Source organism: Saccharopolyspora elongata, from assembly GCF_004348985.1.
In the GTDB taxonomy this organism is placed as follows: Bacteria; Actinomycetota; Actinomycetes; order Mycobacteriales; family Pseudonocardiaceae; genus Saccharopolyspora; species Saccharopolyspora elongata.
Map to the genome: position 1 here is coordinate 1 of NZ_SMKW01000036.1, position 17,764 is coordinate 17,764.

At 69.6% G+C, this 17,764-nt stretch carries 18 protein-coding genes; 8 read left to right on the top strand and 10 right to left on the bottom strand.

Annotated elements, in window-relative coordinates; genetic code table 11:
- Positions 1–83 precede the first annotated feature (83 nt).
- Positions 84–1,130, bottom strand: a complete 1,047-nt coding sequence (locus E1288_RS25005) for an NAD(P)H-dependent flavin oxidoreductase (RefSeq protein ID WP_132489089.1) — start codon at positions 1,128–1,130, stop codon at positions 84–86.
- 187 nt (positions 1,131–1,317) lie between these two features.
- On the opposite strand from E1288_RS25005, the gene E1288_RS25010 reads away from it, so the two are divergent.
- On the top strand, positions 1,318–1,947 hold the full coding sequence (locus tag E1288_RS25010) for a GNAT family N-acetyltransferase (protein ID WP_132489091.1): 630 nt from the start codon (positions 1,318–1,320) through the stop codon (positions 1,945–1,947).
- Between the two features lie 18 nt (positions 1,948–1,965).
- Here E1288_RS25010 and E1288_RS25015 read toward each other — a convergent pair whose 3' ends face one another.
- From E1288_RS25015 to aceA, 3 genes are all read right to left on the bottom strand, one after another.
- On the bottom strand, positions 1,966–2,526 hold the full coding sequence (locus tag E1288_RS25015; RefSeq protein WP_132489093.1) for a Uma2 family endonuclease: 561 nt from the start codon (positions 2,524–2,526) through the stop codon (positions 1,966–1,968).
- Positions 2,527–2,734: 208 nt separating this feature from the next.
- On the bottom strand, positions 2,735–3,301 hold the full coding sequence (locus E1288_RS25020; RefSeq protein ID WP_132489095.1) for a Uma2 family endonuclease: 567 nt from the start codon (positions 3,299–3,301) through the stop codon (positions 2,735–2,737).
- Between the two features lie 271 nt (positions 3,302–3,572).
- The gene (gene aceA / locus E1288_RS25025; protein ID WP_207954545.1) at positions 3,573–4,889 is read right to left on the bottom strand and encodes an isocitrate lyase; all 1,317 of its coding nucleotides are present in this window, start codon (positions 4,887–4,889) and stop codon (positions 3,573–3,575) included.
- Between the two features lie 115 nt (positions 4,890–5,004).
- Here aceA and E1288_RS25030 point away from each other — a divergent pair, with 115 nt between their 5' ends.
- Together E1288_RS25030 and E1288_RS25035 are read left to right on the top strand one after the other, a co-directional pair.
- Complete coding sequence (locus tag E1288_RS25030) at positions 5,005–6,471, top strand: helix-turn-helix transcriptional regulator (RefSeq protein ID WP_132489099.1); 1,467 nt, start codon at positions 5,005–5,007, stop codon at positions 6,469–6,471.
- Between the two features lie 93 nt (positions 6,472–6,564).
- On the top strand, positions 6,565–7,632 hold the full coding sequence (locus E1288_RS25035) for an isocitrate/isopropylmalate dehydrogenase family protein (RefSeq protein ID WP_132489101.1): 1,068 nt from the start codon (positions 6,565–6,567) through the stop codon (positions 7,630–7,632).
- 70 nt (positions 7,633–7,702) lie between these two features.
- On the opposite strand, the gene E1288_RS25040 is transcribed toward E1288_RS25035, so the two are convergent.
- The gene (locus E1288_RS25040) at positions 7,703–8,830 is read right to left on the bottom strand and encodes an aminotransferase (protein ID WP_132489103.1); all 1,128 of its coding nucleotides are present in this window, start codon (positions 8,828–8,830) and stop codon (positions 7,703–7,705) included.
- A 97-nt stretch (positions 8,831–8,927) separates the two neighbouring features.
- On the opposite strand from E1288_RS25040, the gene E1288_RS25045 reads away from it, so the two are divergent.
- Positions 8,928–9,503, top strand: coding sequence for a helix-turn-helix domain-containing protein (locus E1288_RS25045; protein WP_165968242.1), 576 nt, complete (start codon positions 8,928–8,930; stop codon positions 9,501–9,503).
- A 215-nt stretch (positions 9,504–9,718) separates the two neighbouring features.
- Here E1288_RS25045 and E1288_RS25050 read toward each other — a convergent pair whose 3' ends face one another.
- Positions 9,719–10,318, bottom strand: coding sequence for a TetR/AcrR family transcriptional regulator (locus E1288_RS25050; RefSeq protein WP_132489107.1), 600 nt, complete (start codon positions 10,316–10,318; stop codon positions 9,719–9,721).
- A gap of 75 nt (positions 10,319–10,393) precedes the next feature.
- Here E1288_RS25050 and zapE point away from each other — a divergent pair, with 75 nt between their 5' ends.
- Entirely contained in the window at positions 10,394–11,446 is a 1,053-nt protein-coding gene (zapE, locus tag E1288_RS25055; protein ID WP_235883784.1) for a cell division protein ZapE, read from the top strand.
- A 12-nt stretch (positions 11,447–11,458) separates the two neighbouring features.
- Here the strand turns inward: zapE and E1288_RS25060 are convergent, their stop codons facing one another.
- A complete protein-coding gene (locus E1288_RS25060) occupies positions 11,459–11,854 on the bottom strand; it encodes a winged helix-turn-helix transcriptional regulator (protein WP_235883785.1) in 396 nt (131 codons plus the stop codon).
- 98 nt (positions 11,855–11,952) lie between these two features.
- On the opposite strand from E1288_RS25060, the gene E1288_RS25065 reads away from it, so the two are divergent.
- Entirely contained in the window at positions 11,953–12,777 is an 825-nt protein-coding gene (locus tag E1288_RS25065) for an NAD(P)H-binding protein (RefSeq protein WP_132489109.1), read from the top strand.
- Positions 12,778–12,817: 40 nt separating this feature from the next.
- On the top strand, positions 12,818–13,681 hold the full coding sequence (locus tag E1288_RS25070; protein WP_132489111.1) for a haloalkane dehalogenase: 864 nt from the start codon (positions 12,818–12,820) through the stop codon (positions 13,679–13,681).
- Positions 13,682–13,734: 53 nt separating this feature from the next.
- Here E1288_RS25070 and lepA read toward each other — a convergent pair whose 3' ends face one another.
- Positions 13,735–15,585 (bottom strand): translation elongation factor 4, encoded by a 1,851-nt coding sequence (gene lepA, locus E1288_RS25075; RefSeq protein WP_132489113.1) that lies wholly within the window; start codon positions 15,583–15,585, stop codon positions 13,735–13,737.
- Positions 15,586–15,714: 129 nt separating this feature from the next.
- Between lepA and E1288_RS25080 the strand changes: the two genes are divergently transcribed.
- Entirely contained in the window at positions 15,715–16,299 is a 585-nt protein-coding gene (locus E1288_RS25080; protein ID WP_132489115.1) for a class I SAM-dependent methyltransferase, read from the top strand.
- Between the two features lie 22 nt (positions 16,300–16,321).
- Here E1288_RS25080 and E1288_RS25085 read toward each other — a convergent pair whose 3' ends face one another.
- Entirely contained in the window at positions 16,322–16,711 is a 390-nt protein-coding gene (locus E1288_RS25085; RefSeq protein WP_132489117.1) for a VOC family protein, read from the bottom strand.
- A gap of 50 nt (positions 16,712–16,761) precedes the next feature.
- A complete protein-coding gene (locus E1288_RS25090) occupies positions 16,762–17,625 on the bottom strand; it encodes an EamA family transporter (RefSeq protein ID WP_132489119.1) in 864 nt (287 codons plus the stop codon).
- Between the last annotated feature and the right edge of the window lie 139 nt (positions 17,626–17,764).

The window sequence follows — 17,764 nt, forward strand, 5'->3', positions numbered from 1 at the left end:
CCACCCCACCCTCCCATTGCTGCCGCGCGGCAGTGTTCGGTTGATCGCGCCCGGTTGTCGGGCGGGCGCGATCAGCGCTGGGGTCACAGCCGGGCGCTGGCCTGCTGCAGTGCCTGGCGGGCCTCATCGGTCAGGCGGCGCACCAGTTCCGCTGCGGGCAGCGGGCGTGTTTGCGCGTAGGTTTGCCCCGCCCACAACGACATCAGCTCCGCGTCGCCGGCCTTGCCCGCGGCACCTCGCATCGGTTTCGTCAGGTTGTTCAGCTGCGGGTACGCCGCCGGGGCGTCACCGTTGTCGGCCAGGAACCGGTTCACCAGCCCCCGCGCCGGGCGGCCGCTGAACGCGCGCGTCAGCGCGGTTTCCCGTTGTCCCGCCGCGATTTCGGCGCGCTGCGTCGGCTGCGCACCCGCCTCGTCGCACACCAGGAACGCAGTGCCCAGCTGCGCCGCCACCGCTCCCGCGGCCAGCACCGCCGCGACATCCGCGCCGTGCACCAGGCCACCCGCCGCGATGATCGGCAGGTCGACCTCGGCCTGGATCAGCCGGATCGCCGCCAGCAGGCCGAACAGCTGCCCGCCGCCCGGTAGCGCCGGATCGTCGTTGAACACCGCGCGATGTCCGCCGGCCTCCATGCCCTGCACGCACAGCATGTCCGCTCCCACGTCCGCGGCAGCGCGCGCCTCCTGCGGCGTCGTGACCGTGACCACGACCTCGGAGCCCACCTCGTGCAGGCGTTCCACAATGGACCGTTCGGGCAGCCCGAAGGTGAAGGACACGACGGGGATGCGCTCGGCGATCACCACCTCCAGCTTGGCCGGGTAGTTGTCGTCGTCCCAGCTCGGCGAGCCCGCCTCGGCCCCGTGCCGCGCGGCCGCCGCCGCCACCCGCGCCGGGTAGTCGGCGAGATCGGGATCCCGACGCTCGGCCGGGACGAAGAGGTTCACCCCGAACGGCTCCGACGTGAGCGCGCGCAACGCCGCGATCTGAGCGGTCAGCGCATCCGCCGACAGGTACCCCGCAGCCAGGAAACCGAGGCCGCCCTCGGCGCTCACGGCCGCGGCCAGTTCCGGCGTGGAGGCACCACCCGCCATCGGCGCGGCGATCAGGGGAATTCGTCGCTCTGCGATCATGTTTCGACGGTAGTCCCGCCCTCACCAAGAGCGCATCAGAGCATCGCGCACACCACAGCGCCGACCGCGCCGGACCGCCGTCCCGAAGCCGCAGGCTCAACCTTGCGTGATCCGGCACTCTTTCAACGGCATTTCTCCTTTCGTTTGGGCATAACGGAGTTGAGGAGCTGATCGGAAAGGCACCCCCATGCGAACCACCACGCGCGACGGCCTCGCGCTCCGCGCCGCCAGCAGTGCAGACACCCCGGCGCTGGCCGAATTGCTCAGCGCGTCATACCGCGACGAGCCCCGGATGGCAGCGCTGCTGCCGCTCGAAGCGCAGCGAGAAACGAAGCTCCGCGCACTGTTCTCCCTTCTGCTGAACCAAGATCACCTCGATCACGGCACCGAGATCGCCGAACTGGACGGGCACTCGCACGCCGTCGCGGTGTGGGACCGGCCGGGCAGCCAAGCCGCGCCGCTCGGCCGACGCCTCATTCACCTCCCGGCGCTGCTGTCGGTGTTCCGCTGGCGGCTTCCCGAGACCGCAAGGGCGATCCAGACGTTCAACGCCACCGACAGCCACCGGCCCGACGAACCGCACTGGCACCTGGCCGCCATCGGCACCACACCGGACGCCCGCGGTCGCGGCCTCGGCAGCGCCCTGCTGAAATCCGGGCTGGCGCGTGCCGACGCCCACGACACCCCGGTCTACCTGGAAGCCACGGCGCACGCCGCGGTCGACCGCTTCGAGCGGTTCGGGTTCCGCGTGATCCACGAGTACCCGGTCGCCGGTGGCCTCACCGTTTACGGCATGTGGCGCCCGGTGACCCGCTGACCTGCGAAGACCGTTCCGTCAGGGCCGCAACCCGGCGACCAGGTCGACCGGGGCGAACCGGACCGGGAATGGTCGTTCCGGCTCGAACAGCTCGTCGCCGACCACTCGCGCCACCCGCTGGTAGTCGCTGCCGCCGACCAGCTCCCAGGCAGTCACCGACGGCACCTCGAGATCCGGATCGACCAGCCAGAAGTGCTGGGTGCCCAGCCTGGCGTGGGCGGCCTTGCGCAGGCTGATGTCGTTCAACCGGCTGCTCGGCGACGCGACCTCCACCGCCAGCACCGGTGCGGCCCGCAGGTTCCGCATCGTCAGGTCGGCGTAGCGCGCGACCAGGACGTCCGGCCGCAACTCGGTCCACAGGTCCTGACGCACCGCGAACGGCGCGGACAGCACCCGGTATTCGGGCGGACTAGCCCGGTGCAGCTGGACGAACAGCGCCCCGAGCGCCGCCTGGTGCGGCCAGCCCGGCACCGAGCCCACCAGCAGCTCGCCGTCGACGAGTTCGTACCGGCGACCGTCCTCCGGGAAAGCCTCCAGGTCCTGGACCGTGAACCGCCGCCCGCCAAGATCGATAGACATCACGTGCTCCCTCCGCTCGTGCGCCCCGAGGTTTCGGGGTCTCGCATATAAAGAGGAGCGAAGGGCCCGTACAGATACAGTCGGCGCCGATGATCACCGGATCGGGTTGTGGTCGATCATCAACAGGATCCCGCACGAGTAAGCTCTCGCCGTGCAGTGGGCGAAAACCCGATGCCCGGCCATTCGCCCACTCGCAGCCGCGGCCCCGTCAGGGACGCAAGCCGGCAACCAGGTCGGCCGGGGAGAACTTGACCTCGAACGGCCGCATCGGGTGGAAGATCTCGTCGCCGACCACGTGCGTGGGCTGCTGGTACTCGTCGCCGTCGAGCTCCCACGCGGTTAGCGTCGGCGCCTCCGAATCCGGGTCGACCAGCCAGAAGTGCGGAGTACCCAGCCGGGCGTAGGCGGCCTTCTTCAGATTCGCGTCCTTCAGCCGGCTGCTCGGTGACATGACCTCCACCGCCAGCACCGGTGCGGCGGGCAGGTTCTTCATGGTCAGGTCACCGTAGCGGGCGACCAGGACATCGGGCTGCAGCTCGTTGAAGACGTCGTGCCGCACCGCGAACGGCGCCGCCAACACCCGGTATTCCGGCGTGCACGCCTGCCGCAATCGGACAGCCAGTTCTAGAGCCGCTTCCTGGTGCGCCCAACCAGGTGCCGGGCTCACGATGAGCTCCCCGTCGATGAGCTCGTACCGGCGGCCGTCATCGGGCATCTCCTCCAGGTCGTGGACCGTGAAGGGACGTCCGCCTGCATCGATCGGCATGACAGTCATGGTCCCTCCTCTCTGTCGTCGTGTCCAAGGAACGAGCCCCGCTGCGTGCAGGGCTTCCAACAGAAAGAGGAGCGAAGGGCCTGTACAGATACAGCCGGCGCCGATGATCGCCGGATCGGGCAAAAAAAGTGGGCGGGAACCCGACGCCTGGGTTCCCGCCCACTCGCACCATCGCGATTTTCCGACACCCCGCCACAGGGCCGCTGGTGCGTCTGGGGCGTGGTCGGCGCGCTGCCCGCGCGCCGACCACGGATTCAATTGGTCAGCTGGATCAGTGGAACTGGGCGGTCTCGGTCGAACCGGCCAGCGCGGTGGTCGAGGAGTCCGGGCTCACCGCGGTGCTGATCAGGTCGAAGTAGCCGGTGCCCGCCTCGCGCTGGTGACGGGTGGCGGTGTAGCCGCGGGACTCCGAGGCGAACTCGCGCTCCTGCAGGTCCACATAGGACGTCATGCCGTCCGCCGCGTAGCCCTTGGCCAGGTCGAACATGCTGTAGTTCAGCGCGTGGAAGCCGGCCAGCGTGATGAACTGGAACTTGTAGCCCATGTGGCCGAGTTCGCGCTGGAACTTGGCGATGGTGCTGTCGTCCAGGTTCTTCCGCCAGTTGAACGACGGCGAGCAGTTGTAGGCCAGCATCTGCTCCGGGTACTTGTCCTTGACGGCCTCGGCGAACCGGCGGGCGACCTCCAGGTCCGGGGTGGAGGTCTCCATCCAGATCAGGTCCGAGTGCGGCGCGTAGGCCAGGGCGCGGGTGATGCACGGCTCGATGCCGTTGCGCACCTTGTAGAAGCCCTCCGGGGTGCGCTCCCCGGTGACGTACTGCTGGTCGCGCTCGTCGATGTCGCTGGTCAGCAGCGTCGCGGCCTGCGCGTCGGTGCGGGCGATGACCAGGCTGGGGACGCCGGCGACGTCGGCCGCCAGGCGCGCGGCGTTGAGCGTCTTGACGTGCTGGCCGGTGGGGATGAGCACCTTGCCGCCGAGGTGGCCGCACTTCTTCTCGGAGGCCAGCTGGTCCTCCCAGTGCACGCCCGCGGCGCCGGCCGCGATCATGCCCTTCATCAGCTCGTAGGCGTTGAGCACGCCGCCGAAACCGGCCTCGGCGTCGGCGACGATCGGCGCCAGCCAGTGGATGTCCTCGCTCTCACCGCCGGCGCCCTGCGGGTCCAGGGCCTCGGACCAGTTGATCTGGTCGGCGCGCTTGAGGGCGTTGTTGATCCGCCGCACGACCGACGGGACGGAGTTGGCCGGGTACAGGCTCTGGTCCGGGTAGGTCTCGCCGGCCAGGTTGGCGTCCGCGGCGACCTGCCAGCCGGACAGGTAGATGGCCTGCAGACCGGCGCGGACCTGCTGGACCGCCTGGTTGCCGGTCAGCGCGCCGAGCGAGTTGACGTAGTCGGTCTCGTTCAGCAGCTTCCACAGCCGCTCGCTGCCCTGCCGGGCGAGGGTGTGCTCCTCGCGCACGGAACCGCGGAGGCGGATGACCGTTTCGGCCGAATGCGTGCGCTCGATGCCCTTCCAACGCGGGTTGGTGTCCCAGTCGCGCTGGAGTTCTTCGGTTGCCTGCTTCGCCTGCTCGCGGATGCTCATCATGTTCCCCTTCCGGGATTGCCCTGCGGCTCGTTGATCCCAGTCTTGGCCCTGATCCAGCGAAACACGACCAGAATTCCGGGGTAATTTTTGAATTTTTTCTGCTAACATCAACGCCATGACGGAGTTCGCCACTGAAGAAGACCGCAATTTTTCAACAGAACACGACCTTCTGGTCTTCGGTCAGCGGCTGCGGCACTTGCGGCGCGCGGCCGGGCTCACCCTCGTCGAGCTGGGCGAGCGGGTCGGGCGCGCGCCGTCGCAGCTGTCGTTGCTGGAGAACGGCCACCGCGAGCCGAAGCTGTCGCTGCTGCGCTCGCTGGCCGATGCGCTGGGCACCTCCGTCGACGAACTGCTGTCGAAGAAGCCGCCGAACCGGCGCGCCGAGCTGGAGATCGCCGTGGAGAAGGCCCAGCTCGACCCGCTCTACCAGCGGCTCGGCGTGCCGCCGCTGAAGGTCGGCAAGCGCGTCCCCACCGAAGCGCTGGAACACGTCCTCGCGCTCTACGAAGAGCTCAAGCGCCGCGAGACGAAGCAGGTCGCCACGCCCGAAGAAGCCCGCAAGGCCAACGCCGAGCTGCGCGGCATGATGCGCGAGCACGGCAACTACTTCCCCGAGATCGAGAAGACCGCCGCCGGCATCCTCGACAAGGTCGGCTACCACGGCGGCCCGCTGTCGGAGGGGCTGATCCAGTCGATCGCCACGCACCTCGGCTACGGGCTGCGGTTCGTCACCGACCTGCCCCGCTCGGTGCGCTCGGTGACCGACCTGAAGAACCGGCGGATCTTCCTGCGCCGCGAATCGCTGGGCATGCACAGCCCGCGGACGATCCTGCTGCAGACCCTCGGCCACCTCAGCCTCGGCCACCGGCAGCCCCGCGACTTCGCAGACTTCCTGCGGCAGCGCGTGGAGGCGAACTACTTCGCCGCCGCGGTCCTGGTCCCGGAGCAGACGGCGGTGCCGTTCCTGCAGGACGCGAAGGCCGAGCGCGACCTCGCCGTGGAAGACCTGCGCGACGTGTTCTCGGTGTCCTACGAGATGGCCGCGCACCGCTTCACCAACCTCGCCACCCAGTACCTCGACCTCGTCTGCCACTTCGTGCGCAACGACGAGACCGGCATCATCTACAAGGCGTACGAGAACGACGGACTGGTCTTCCCCAGCGACCCGACCGGCGCCATCGAGGGGCAGCGGATGTGCCGGTACTGGGCGGGGCGGCAGGTGTTCGCCTCCTCGGACCGCTACTCGACCTACTACCAGTACACCGACAAGCCCGGTGCCACGCACTGGTGCGTCGCGCACGTCGACCCCAGCCGCGGGCGGGACTTCGCGATCACCCTCGGCGTGCCCTACACGGAGTCTCGGTGGTTCCGGGGCCGGGACACCAACAACCACTCCAAGTCGAAGTGCCCGAATGGCGAATGCTGCCAGCGCCCGCCGTCGGATCTCGCGAGCCGGTGGGAAGGCATGGTGTGGCCGTCGGCGCGGGCGCACTCGCACGTGCTCGCCGCGCTGCCGTCGGACACCTTCCCCGGCGTGGACGAGGCCGACGTGTACGCGTTCGTGGAGGCGCACCAGGGCTGATCGTCAGTCCGATGCGGACAGTCTTTTCCACGTTGCCGCGCGGCGATAACGGCTCGACCGCGCGGCACCGGGCACACGATCCGAAGGAGGAGCATGGGCTCCCGGCCGCAGTTCTCGATCGCCCTGATCCCCGGTGACGGCATCGGCCCCGAACTCGTCGAAAGCGCCGTCGAGGTGCTCCGGGCCGCCTCCGCCGACCTGCACTTCACCACCGAAGACGGCGGCGCCGGAACCTTCCGCCGCACCGGAACCGCCTTGAGTCCGGAGGTGCTGCACCGGATCCGCAACACCTACGACGGTGTCCTCAAGGGCCCGGTCGGGTTGCCCGATGTCCGCCATCCTGACGGCACCGAGGCCGGAATCCTCGGCGGGATCCTGCGCGGCGGGCTCGACACCTACGCCAACGTCCGCCCGATCACCCTGCTCCCCGGAGCTGCCACCCCGCTGCGCAGCGCCGAATCGGGCATCGACTACGTCATCGTGCGCGAGAACACCGAGGGGCTCTACCTCTCACGCGGGCGCGGCGTCGGCAACGACCGCGCCGTCGCCGACCAGCTGCTCATGACCCGGGAAGGCACCGAACGCGTCGTCCGCTTCGCATTCGAGCTCGCGCGCCGGAGAGATGGCGCGCCCGCCGACCGCGTCCGTCGCGTGACCTGCGTGGACAAGAGCAACGTGCTGCGCAGCTTCGCCTTCTTCCGGGCGATCTTCGACGAGATCGCCGACGAATACCCCGACATCGAACGGGACTACCGCTACGCCGACGCCGCCGGGCACGACCTCGTCGCCGATCCCGGGCACTTCGACGTGCTCGTCATGGAGAACTTCCTCGGCGACATCCTCAGCGACGTCGGAGCGGCGACCGTCGGCGGACTCGGCATGTGCCCGTCCGGGAACATCGGCGACCACGCCGCCTACTTCGAACCCATCCACGGCAGCGCCCCCTCGATCGCGGGGCAGGACAAGGCGAACCCGACCTCGCAGATCCTCGCGGCCGCTCTCATGCTGGAACACCTCGGGGACCGGTCGACCGCGGTGCGCATCAAGGACGCCGTCGCCCGGGCATACCGCCAGGGCGGCGTCCGGCTGCTCCCCGACGGCTGCCCCGAGGGCGGGACCGAAGCCGCCACCCGGGCTGTCATCGACGCCCTCGACGGCTGAGCCACCGCCACCTCCACGTGCCGGCACCGGGCCCTCGTTCCCCGGCTGCCCTGGCCATGAGTGAACGTGGTCATTCCTGGGCGAGTTGGTCGAGGTACTGGCCGACCAGGTGCAGGCCGGAACGCAGGGTCTGGGCGTCGTCGGCGAAGCCGATGCGTGCCGTGTGCTCGATGTCGAACGCGGCACCGGGGGTGAACATGACGCCGGTGTGCTCCAGCAGGCGGGTGCAGAACTCGTAGGAGCCGACGGGTGCGTCGTAGCGCAGCAGTGCGGTGGTGCCCGAGGCGGGTTTGACGTAACTGACGTCGTCGCGGCTGCTGACCCACTCGTCGAGGATGGCGAGATTGGTGCGGGTGATGTGGCGGGAGCGCGCCAGGATCGCTTCCTTGTTCTCCAAGGCGACGCAGGCCAGGAGGTCGTCGAGGCGCCCGACGCTGATCGTGGTGTAGTCCCGGTGGGTGGCGACCGCTCGCAACAGCCCGGTGGGGCCGACGATCCAGCCCAGGCGCAGCCCCGCCAGGGAGAAGGTCTTCGACATGCTTCCGGTGGAGATGCCGCGCTCGTACAGGTCGGCGATCGAGGTGGTGAACCCGTTGCCGTCTTGGTCGACGCCTCGGTAGACCTCGTCGCACAGCACCCACGCTCCGGCGCGCTCGGCGATCTTGGCGATGCGGTCCAAGCCGGTTTCGTCGATGAGGGCGCCGGTGGGGTTGTTGGGGTTGTTGACGGCGATGAGCTTGGTGTCCGAGGTGACCAGGCCGTCGATCTCGTCCAGATCGGGCAGCCATCCGTTCTCCTCGCGCAGCGGCAGGTGGTCGACGCGGGCGCCGTAGCTGCCGGGGATGGAGTAGTGCTGCTGGTAGGTCGGGACCACGGCCACGACGTGGTCGCCCGGGTCGACGAGGGTGGCGTGCACGAGCGCGTTCGCGCCGATCGCCCCGTGGGTGATCAGGACGTTTTCCGGGCACTGGGCCGCGTACAGGCCCGCGACGAGGCGGCGCAGGCTCGGGCTGCCTGGGATCGGCCCGTAGGTGAGCGGGGTGGCGTCCAGTTCGGCCAGCACTTCCTCGCGTCGGCCGGACAGGTCCAGCAGCTCGCCGGTGGTGAGCGAGCTGACGCATGTCTCAGCCAGGTTGTAGCGGCAGGTCTCCTCGTATTCGTTCATCCACTGCTCGACTGCGAACTCGCGGATCTTCACCTGGGCCGCCCCTTCGTCGTGTTGCCAACTCGCACGATGAGCAACATATTGCTCATTCGAGGCTCAGGCAAGGCGCGTGTGCACTATGCTGCTCATCGTGAGCAGCGAGGTCGATGTCGGCAGCAATGCCGCGCCCCAGTTCGTCACGCGCATCGGTGGGCGCATCCGGGAGCTGCGCAAACAGCGCGGCTGGACCGTGCAGCAGCTCGCCGAGGCCAGCACGGTCAGCCGGCGAATGCTCACCCAGATCGAACTCGGCCAGGCCAACCCCAGCCTCGCTACCGTCGACCGCGTCGCACGCGCCCTGGACACCGACTTCGCCGCCCTGGCCCTGCCCGATGGCGACGCGGCGGGCGTGGAGACCGAAGGAACCCTGGTGTGGCAAGCCCCGGGAGGCAGTGCCGCGCTCCTGCTCGGCGCGACGCTGGACCCGCGGGCCGAACTCTGGCGCTGGACCCTCGCTCCCGGGGAACGCTACGACGCCGAGCCCGACCGGCCCGGCGCGCAGGAGATCCACCACGTCCTCGCCGGGCGCCTGACCCTCGCGCTGGAAACCGGACCCCGGACGCTGGGGCCTGGGCAGAGCGCCGTCATCGCCAGCGACCAGCAGTACGCCTACCTCAACGACGAGTCCGAACCCGTCGTCTTCATGCGGGTCGTCACCGGCGCCTGATCGAAAGGGCCTCGGAATCCGTGCCGCAGCGCCCCGCATTCGGCAAACCGTTGCAAGACCCGAGCTCTCGCGCTGTCACCAGCCGCAATGACGAACCCGCGATTCCCGAAGGCAGCCGCGTCCTTTCCCTCATGTGGGACTGAAGTCGCGCTAACTCGCTGCCGACCAGAACCGATCCGCGATCGAGCAATGCGAAGCTCCAATGTGGACGATCTTCAGCCGCCGAGCACGCCGCGCAGGTATGCCTGCACCACCTGCGAAAGCTCCTCGATGCTGGCCGTGCTGCCGGGCTCCGGGGCATCCAGTGACCGGCTGCCGATGACCCGGTCGAACACCAGCCCCTCGCACAGGCTGACCAGACCGGCGGCGGCGAACTCCGGATCGGATGCCCCCAAGGCGATCAGCAGCTCGGCGGCCAGCGGACGGGAGAACGCCGCCCGCGCGAGCGGCTCGTGCAGCTCCGCGGCCGCGGCCACCTCCGCCACGAGCGCATACCGGGCGATCGTGTCGCTTCGGCGGGGCCCGAGCATCCGGTCCAGCTGGACCGCGATCCCGTCGGCCGCGCCGCGAACATCCGGCGCCTGATCTGAGCGCGGACCCATGATCGCGTCGAAATCCGCCCTCGCCCGCGCCGCCAACCGCGCCACCGCGGCCTCCAGCAGTGCCCGCCTCGTCCGCATGTAGTACGACGTCGATCCTCGCGGCAACTCCAGCCGGGAGTCGACGGCCAGGTGCGTCAACGCGCGAACGCCCTGCTCCGCGACGATCTCGATCGCCGCATCCGCGATGCGCGTTCGGCGGTCCTGCTCACACATCGCCCAACCTCCCCGACACCACCCGTACTCTACAGCCATAGAGCCTCTACGTTTGCAGAGTCGCGGGGAGGGAAGTTGATCCACCGAGTCGGATCACCCGGAACACTGCGTGCACGCTTCGACCTGGCGGCCGCGCAGCAAGGCTTCGAACTCGACGAAGCACAACGACCGGTCGCCGACGAGCTCGCCGCGCTCGGCGCCGAACTGCCGAAGCACTTCCACCGGCCGCGCGGGCTCTACCTGCACGGGCCGGTGGGGCGCGGCAAGAGCTTCCTGGTGAACACGTTCTTCGCCGAAGCACCCGTCCGCGGCAAACTGCGCGTGCACTTCCACGACTTCTTCGACCGGCTGCACCGCACCGCCGCCCGGCACCGCTCGTCGAGCGGATCGAGCGCGGTGGACGCGGCGGTGGCCGAGCTGCTCGACGGATGCCGGCTGGTGTGCTTCGACGAGTTCCACGTGCACGATCCCGGCGACGCGGGGCTGATCACCCACCTGCTGCGCGCCCTGCACGCACGCCGCGTCACGCTCGTGACCACGTCGAACTACCCGCCGGACGGGCTGCTGCCCAACCCGCTGTACCACCACCTGTTCCTGCCCGCCATCGAGCTCATCGAGGCACACCAGGAAGTCATCGCGCTCGCGGGCCCCACCGACTACCGGACCACCAACCGGCAAGGGCGCTTCGCCGAAGGCACCTGGCAATGGCCGGGGAGCGAATGCCCGCCGCCGGGCGGCGAGGAGCAGAGCACGCTGCTCATCAACGGACGGAACCTCCGCGCACTGGCCGTGCGGAGCCGGCTGGCGTGGTTCGACTTCCACGAGCTCTGCGCGACGCCCACCTCGACGCGCGACTACCTCGCCCTCGCCGAGCGGTTCGACACCTGGGTGATCAGCGGCATGCCCAGGCTCGCCGACTGCGGACCGGACGCCCGTCAGCGCTTCGCCAACGTCGTGGACGTGTTGTGCGACAAGGACATCACCACGCACGTGCTGGCCGATCACAGCATCGCCGGAACGCTGGCGGACGGCACCGACGTCGCACGCACCGCCAGCCGACTCGCCCTGCTCAGGCCGATCCCGCTCAGCCAAGCGGCAAGCGACGCCGCCGTTCCCGCGAGGTCGTAGCCAGCCCTCGGATCACGCGCGGATCTGCTTCCTGGCGTCGTAGTCCTGGCGGGCCCGTTCGACCTCGTCCAGGTTGACCGACCATTCCGCGAGCGCGGCGAAAAGCGGCGCCAGGCTGCGCCCGAGTTCGCTGATCTCGTACTCCACCCGGGGCGGGACCTCGGCGTAGTAGCAGCGCACGACGAGACCATCCCGCTCCAGGGCGCGGAGCCGCTGGGTCAGCACCTTGGGAGTGATCAAGGTGATCCGGCGTTGCAGTTCCACGAACCGCTGCCGGCCGTACTCGTGGAGCGCCCACAGGATCGGCGTGGTCCACCGGCTGAAGACGATGTCGACCACCGGCGCGATCGGGCAGGCGTTCTCCGGAGCGACCTCTCCGCCACCACGCAGTCGTGTGTCCTCCCGCACATTTCCCCCTCTCGCCCAATACTTTCCTCTAGGTACCTACTAGCCCTTCGATAGTAGCTTCGCCGGGTCAACGCAGGAACTCGGAAACGGAGCACGAAATGATCGTGGTGACCGGAGCGACCGGGAACGTCGGGCGACCGCTGGTGCAGTCCCTCGTCGCAGCGGGCGAGGAAGTGACGGCGGTGTCCCGCCGGATCTCCGCCCAGGACGTGCCGGCGGGCGTGCGGCACCAACAGGCCGACCTGGCGGATCTGGCGAAGCTCGAAGCCGCCGTCGATGGGGCCACTGCCCTTTTCCTGCTGACCTCCGGCGATTTCGCCGGAGCCGGTGGCAGCCTCAACACCGTCCTGGAAGTCGCGCGGGCCGGCGGAGTTCGGCGGGTCGTCCTGCTGTCCTCGCAGGGCGTCAGCACCGGGCACCACTCGCCGGTGTTCGAGGACGCGGTCAAGCGGTCGGGCCTGGAATGGACCTTGCTGCGGCCGGGGAACTTCGCCTCCAACGCCTTCCAGTGGGCCGAAACGGTCCGCGCGCAGCGAGCGATCGCCGCACCGTTCGGCGATGTCGGACTGCCCGCCGTCCACCCGGCCGACATCGCCGAGATCGCTGCCATCGCACTGTGCGATGGCCGCCACGCCGGCCACTCATACGCCCTGACCGGGCCGGCGCCGATCACTCCCCGGCAGCAAGCCGCGGCGATCGGCGAGGCGTTGGGCGAGCCGGTGCGGTTCGTCGAGCAGACCCGGGCGGAAGCCAAAGCCCGGATGATCCGCTCCATGCCCGAACCGGTCGTCGACAGCACCCTCGACATCCTGGGCACGCCGGGCGTCCTGCAGCAGGTCAGCCCCGACGTCGAGCGGCTCCTCGGCCGGCCTGCCCGCACCTTCGCGGAGTGGGCGGCGAACAACATCGCGGCCTTCGAGTGACCGCGACCAACACGATCTGAACCGCCACGGAGACAACACCTTGCCTGTCGCACGCGTTCTCGACTCGACCATGTTCTACCGGGAGACCGGCACCGGTGTGCCGATCGTCTTCCTGCACGGCAACCCCACCTCGTCATACCTGTGGCGGCGAGTCCTGCCGGCCGTGGGCGATCCCGGTCGGCGGCTGGCGCCGGACCTCATCGGCATGGGCGACTCGGGCAAGCCCGGCATCGACTACACCTTCGACGACCACGCCCGCTACCTGGACGCGTGGTTCGATGCGCTGGACCTCGACGCCGTCGTCCTAATCGGACACGATTGGGGCGGCGCGCTGGCATTCGACTGGGCCGCGCGCCATCCCGGCCGGGTCCGGGGCGTCGCGTTCACCGAGACGATCGTGAAACCGATGTCCTGGCAGGAGTTCCCGGCGGCGGGCCGTGACCTCTTCCGCTCGTTCAAGACCCCGGGCGTCGGCGAGGAGATGGTTCTGGACGGCGACCTCTTCGACGGGCTGCAGGGCACCGTCGCCACCCGGCTCGACGCCGAGACCCTCGATGCCTACCGCAAGCCCTACGCCACTCGCGACAGCCGCCTGCCGTTGCTGCGCTGGACGCGCGCGATGCCGCTGGGCGGGGAACCCACCGACGTCACCGCCAGGGTCCGCGACTACGACGAGTGGCTGGCGACCAGCGCCGACGTGCCCAAGTTGATGCTCACCTTCGAACCCGGACCAGGAACGATGATGACCCCGCAGCTCATCGACTGGTGCGCGACGAACATCGCCAACCTGGACATCGCCCACCGCGAACTCGTCGCCGGTCACCACACCCCGGAGGACCACCCCGAAGCGATCGCCACCGCAATCGCGTCCTGGCTGGACGAACACGACCTGCGGACGGCATAGCAGGCGCCCCCCCCGGTGACGGCACTCCGATCGCCGGCACCGGGGGCCGCGCGCTACTTCTTGCCCTTGGCCTTGTCGTCCTTGGCCTCGTCGGTGGACAGCGCCGCCACGAAGGCTTCCTGCGGGACCTCGACGCGGCCGATGGTCTTCATCCGCTTCTTGCCTTCCTTCTGCTTCTCCAGCAGCTTGCGCTTCCGGCTGATGTCACCGCCGTAGCACTTGGCGAGCACGTCCTTGCGGATCGCGCGGATCGTCTCGCGGGCGATGATCCGCGACCCGATCGCCGCCTGGATCGGCACCTCGAACTGCTGCCGCGGGATCAGCTCGCGCAGCTTCGATGCCATCTTCGTGCCGTAGGCGTAGGCGGCGTCGCGGTGCACGATCGCGCTGAACGCGTCCACCGGCTCGCCCTGCAGCAGGATGTCGACCTTTACGAGGTTCGACGCCTGCATGCCCGACTCCTCGTAGTCCATCGAGGCATAACCGCGGGTCCGCGACTTCAGCTGGTCGAAGAAGTCGAACACGATCTCCGCGAGCGGCAGCGAGTAGCGCAGCTCGACCCGGCTCTCCGACAGGTAGTCCATCCCGGACAGCTGCCCGCGCCGGCTCTGGCACAGCTCCATGATCGTGCCCACGAACTCCGACGGCGCGATGATCGTGCACTTGGCGACCGGCTCCAGGACGTCCTTGATCTTGCCCTCGGGCCAGTCGGACGGGTTGGTCACCACCAGCTCCGACCCGTCCTCCATCTCCACGTGGTAGACCACGTTCGGCGCCGTGGAGATCAGGTTCAGGTTGAACTCGCGCTCCAGCCGGTCCCGGGTGATCTCCAGGTGCAGCAGGCCGAGGAAACCGCAGCGGAACCCGAAGCCCAGCGCCCCGGAGGTCTCCGGCTCGTAGGTCAGGGCGGCGTCGTTGAGCTGCAGCTTGTCCAGCGCCTCGCGCAGCAGCGGGTAGTCCGTGCCGTCCACCGGGTAGAGCCCGGAGTACACCATCGGCTTCGGCTCGCGGTAGCCGCTGAGCGGCTGCTCCGCGCCCTTGCGCTCGGCGGTGATCGTGTCACCGACCTTGGACTGTCGGACGTCCTTCACCCCGGTGATCAGGTAGCCGACCTCGCCGACGCCGAGGCCCCCCGACGGCTTCGGCTCCGGCGAGATGATGCCGACTTCCAGCAGCTCGTGGGTCGCGCCGGTGGACATCATCCGGATCCGCTGCCGCGGGGTGATCTTGCCGTCGACCACCCGGATGTAGGTCACCACGCCGCGGTAGGTGTCGTAGACCGAGTCGAAGATCATCGCGCGCGGCGGCGCGTCGGAGACGCCCTGGGGCGCCGGGATCTGCCGCACCACCTCGTCGAGCACCGACCCGACGCCCTCACCGGTCTTGGCCGACACCCGCAGCACGTCCTCCGGCTCGCAGCCGATGATGTGCGCCAGCTCGGCGGCGTACTTGTCGGGCTCGGCGGCCGGCAGGTCGATCTTGTTGAGCACGGGGATGATCTGCAGGTCGTGCTCCATCGCGAGGTACAGGTTCGCCAGCGTCTGCGCCTCGATGCCCTGCGCGGCGTCGACCAGCAGCACCGCGCCCTCGCAGGCCGCCAGCGACCGGCTGACCTCGTAGGTGAAGTCGACGTGACCGGGGGTGTCGATCATGTGCAGCACGTGGTCGACGCCGTCGGAGGTCCACGGCAGGCGCACGTTCTGCGCCTTGATCGTGATGCCGCGCTCCCGCTCGATGTCCATCCGGTCGAGGTACTGCGCCCGGTACGCGCGCTCCTCCAGCACACCGGTCAGCTGCAGCATGCGATCGGCCAGCGTCGACTTGCCGTGGTCGATGTGCGCGATGATGCAGAAGTTCCGGATTCGCTCCGGGGGCGTGAACGTGGTGTCGGCGAAACTGCTCACTCAGTGTTCCTCGCGGATGTCGACTGGTGCGGGGTTCACCCCATCGTCCCATGACACGCCTGGTACTCGGCGTCCAACTCCGGGTCATCCCCGATGCGAGCACCGGCTCCGGGCTGCTGAGCTGGTCCTATGGGTCATTTCGCCGGTTTCGTCCTGGATCGTGCGTTCGGTCACCCGCGCGGTCTGCTGGGTGCCGCGGGCGGCGCGCTGATGGCGCGCGGCAACGCGGCGGCCGAGCGCCAGGTGGTGCGGTTGGCCAAGCTGACCGGCGCGGAAGATGTCCTGGTGATCGGGCCCGGGCCCGGCGTGGGACTGCGGGCGGCGGGCGAGCGGGCGGCGCGGGTGGTCGCGGTCGAGCCGTCGGCGCCCATGCGGCAGGCATCCTGCCGCCGGTGCGCGGAGCTGCCCAACGTCGCCGTCGGGGACGGCACCGCCGAAGCGACCGGGCAGCCGGACGCCGCGTTCGACGTGGTGCTGAGCGTGAACAACGTCCAGCTGTGGCCGGATCGCGCCGCAGCGCTCGCCGAACTGCACCGCGTGCTCCGGCCCGGCGGTGTCCTGCTGCTGTCGACCCACGAGCGCTGGCTGCCCGGCGGCCGGGCCGGTCTCCACACCGACGTCCAGGCCGCGGGCTTCGCCGACGTTCAGACCTGGGCCTGGCAACCGGACCACGGCACCACCCAGGCCCAAACCCGGGCCATCCGGCCGGAATAGGGCCGCCGACGGGTGCCGGCGATCACTCCGGAGCGGGATCGCGGGAGTCGGTCCGGATCGGGTGGTCGGCCGGGATTTCGACCAGCACGATGCGCATCCCGTCCGGATCGGCCACCCAGCCCTCATCGAGGCCCCACGGCTGCCGCGCCGGCTCCGCCAGGACCGTCACGCCACGGCCCCGGAGCCGCTCGAACTCCGCCCGCACGTCCCGCACCTGCAACCAGAGCACCTGATCCGGGCTCGGACCCGGCCCGCCCGTGCCGGAGATCTCCAGAAAACCCTGCCCCAGGAAGAAAACCGTGCCACCGGGGAACTCCCGCGAGACGGCCAGCCCGAGCACATCGCGGTAGAACCGCAACGACCGCTGCCAATCCCGCGGCCGGAGGATCAATCGGCTGTTCAAGACCTCCATGCCCCGTTTCTACCCGTGCGGACCGGCGTCCGCCGAGCAAGCCGAGGTCATCAGGCGATACCGAGGAGCACCACGCCGGCCAGGACCACCACGGCACCCGTCATCCGGCGCGTCGGCTGGGCTTCGCCCAGGAGCCGCCAGGCCAGCAGGCCCGCCAGGACGATGCTCAGCTCCCGGGCCGGGGCCACCAGGCTCACCGGGGCGAGCTGCATCGCGAACAGGACGAGGATGTACGCCAGCGGCGACAGCAACGCCACCGCCAGGATCTCGCGGCGGTGCTCCCGCCACGTGCGTGCGATCTGGGTCCGCCGGGTCGCCGCGTACGGGCTGAGCATCACCGAGCGGGCGAGGTTGCTCGTCCAGTCGAACACCAGCGGAGACAGCGCCAGGCCTGTCACCGCGTGCGCGTCCCACACCGTGTAGATCGCGATCAGCGAGCCGGTCAGCAGGCCGAAACCGACGCCCGCCAGGCTCGCTCCAGAACGCGGCACCCCGTCGGACAGGCCGATCACGAAAACCCCGGCGACCACCAGCAGCCCGCCGAGCACCCCGAGCCAGCCCGGGCGCTCCCCCAGCACCAACACCGCGATGATCATCGCTAGCATCGGGCCCGTGCCGCGGGCCAGCGGGTACACCACCGACATATCGCCGACCGCGTAGCCGCGCTGCAGCAGCAGGAAGTACGCCAGGTGCACGACCGCGCTGACCAGCACGCCCAGCAGCCAGTCGCCCAGCACGGGCATCCCGGTCCAGAACAGCGATGCCGCCGCCACCGGCAGGTACAGCACGGCGCTGCACGTCGCGGTCAGCCACACGAACCCGGCACCGGCCGACCCGGCGCGCTTGGCGAAGAAGTTCCACCCCGCGTGCGCGAACGCAGCGGTGACGACGAGAAGAATGGCGGCCAGGCCCATGGGAACCCTCTCCGTGCCACGCGGGCGCGCGGCATCCGGGTTCCTCCAGGCTTTTGTCCCGTCAGATGTGCGACCGCATTCCTTCCGCGATCGCCGGTGCCGCTCGGACCGGTCCCCCGCGCTCCTAGTTGTGGTGACC

Excerpts from the sequence above, each read along its gene's own strand:
- E1288_RS25010 (WP_132489091.1), top strand. The coding sequence starts at position 1,318 with ATGCGAACCACCACGCGCGACGGCCTCGCGCTCCGCGCCGCCAGCAGT.
- E1288_RS25080 (WP_132489115.1), top strand. The coding sequence starts at position 15,715 with ATGGGTCATTTCGCCGGTTTCGTCCTGGATCGTGCGTTCGGTCACCCG.
- E1288_RS25035 (WP_132489101.1), top strand. The coding sequence starts at position 6,565 with ATGGGCTCCCGGCCGCAGTTCTCGATCGCCCTGATCCCCGGTGACGGC.
- E1288_RS25020 (WP_132489095.1), bottom strand. The coding sequence starts at position 3,301 with ATGACTGTCATGCCGATCGATGCAGGCGGACGTCCCTTCACGGTCCAC.
- E1288_RS25030 (WP_132489099.1), top strand. The coding sequence starts at position 5,005 with ATGACGGAGTTCGCCACTGAAGAAGACCGCAATTTTTCAACAGAACAC.
- E1288_RS25015 (WP_132489093.1), bottom strand. The coding sequence starts at position 2,526 with ATGTCTATCGATCTTGGCGGGCGGCGGTTCACGGTCCAGGACCTGGAG.
- E1288_RS25090 (WP_132489119.1), bottom strand. The coding sequence starts at position 17,625 with ATGGGCCTGGCCGCCATTCTTCTCGTCGTCACCGCTGCGTTCGCGCAC.
- E1288_RS25065 (WP_132489109.1), top strand. The coding sequence starts at position 11,953 with ATGATCGTGGTGACCGGAGCGACCGGGAACGTCGGGCGACCGCTGGTG.
- E1288_RS25085 (WP_132489117.1), bottom strand. The coding sequence starts at position 16,711 with ATGGAGGTCTTGAACAGCCGATTGATCCTCCGGCCGCGGGATTGGCAG.
- E1288_RS25050 (WP_132489107.1), bottom strand. The coding sequence starts at position 10,318 with ATGTGTGAGCAGGACCGCCGAACGCGCATCGCGGATGCGGCGATCGAG.
- E1288_RS25005 (WP_132489089.1), bottom strand. The coding sequence starts at position 1,130 with ATGATCGCAGAGCGACGAATTCCCCTGATCGCCGCGCCGATGGCGGGT.
- aceA (WP_207954545.1), bottom strand. The coding sequence starts at position 4,889 with ATGATGAGCATCCGCGAGCAGGCGAAGCAGGCAACCGAAGAACTCCAG.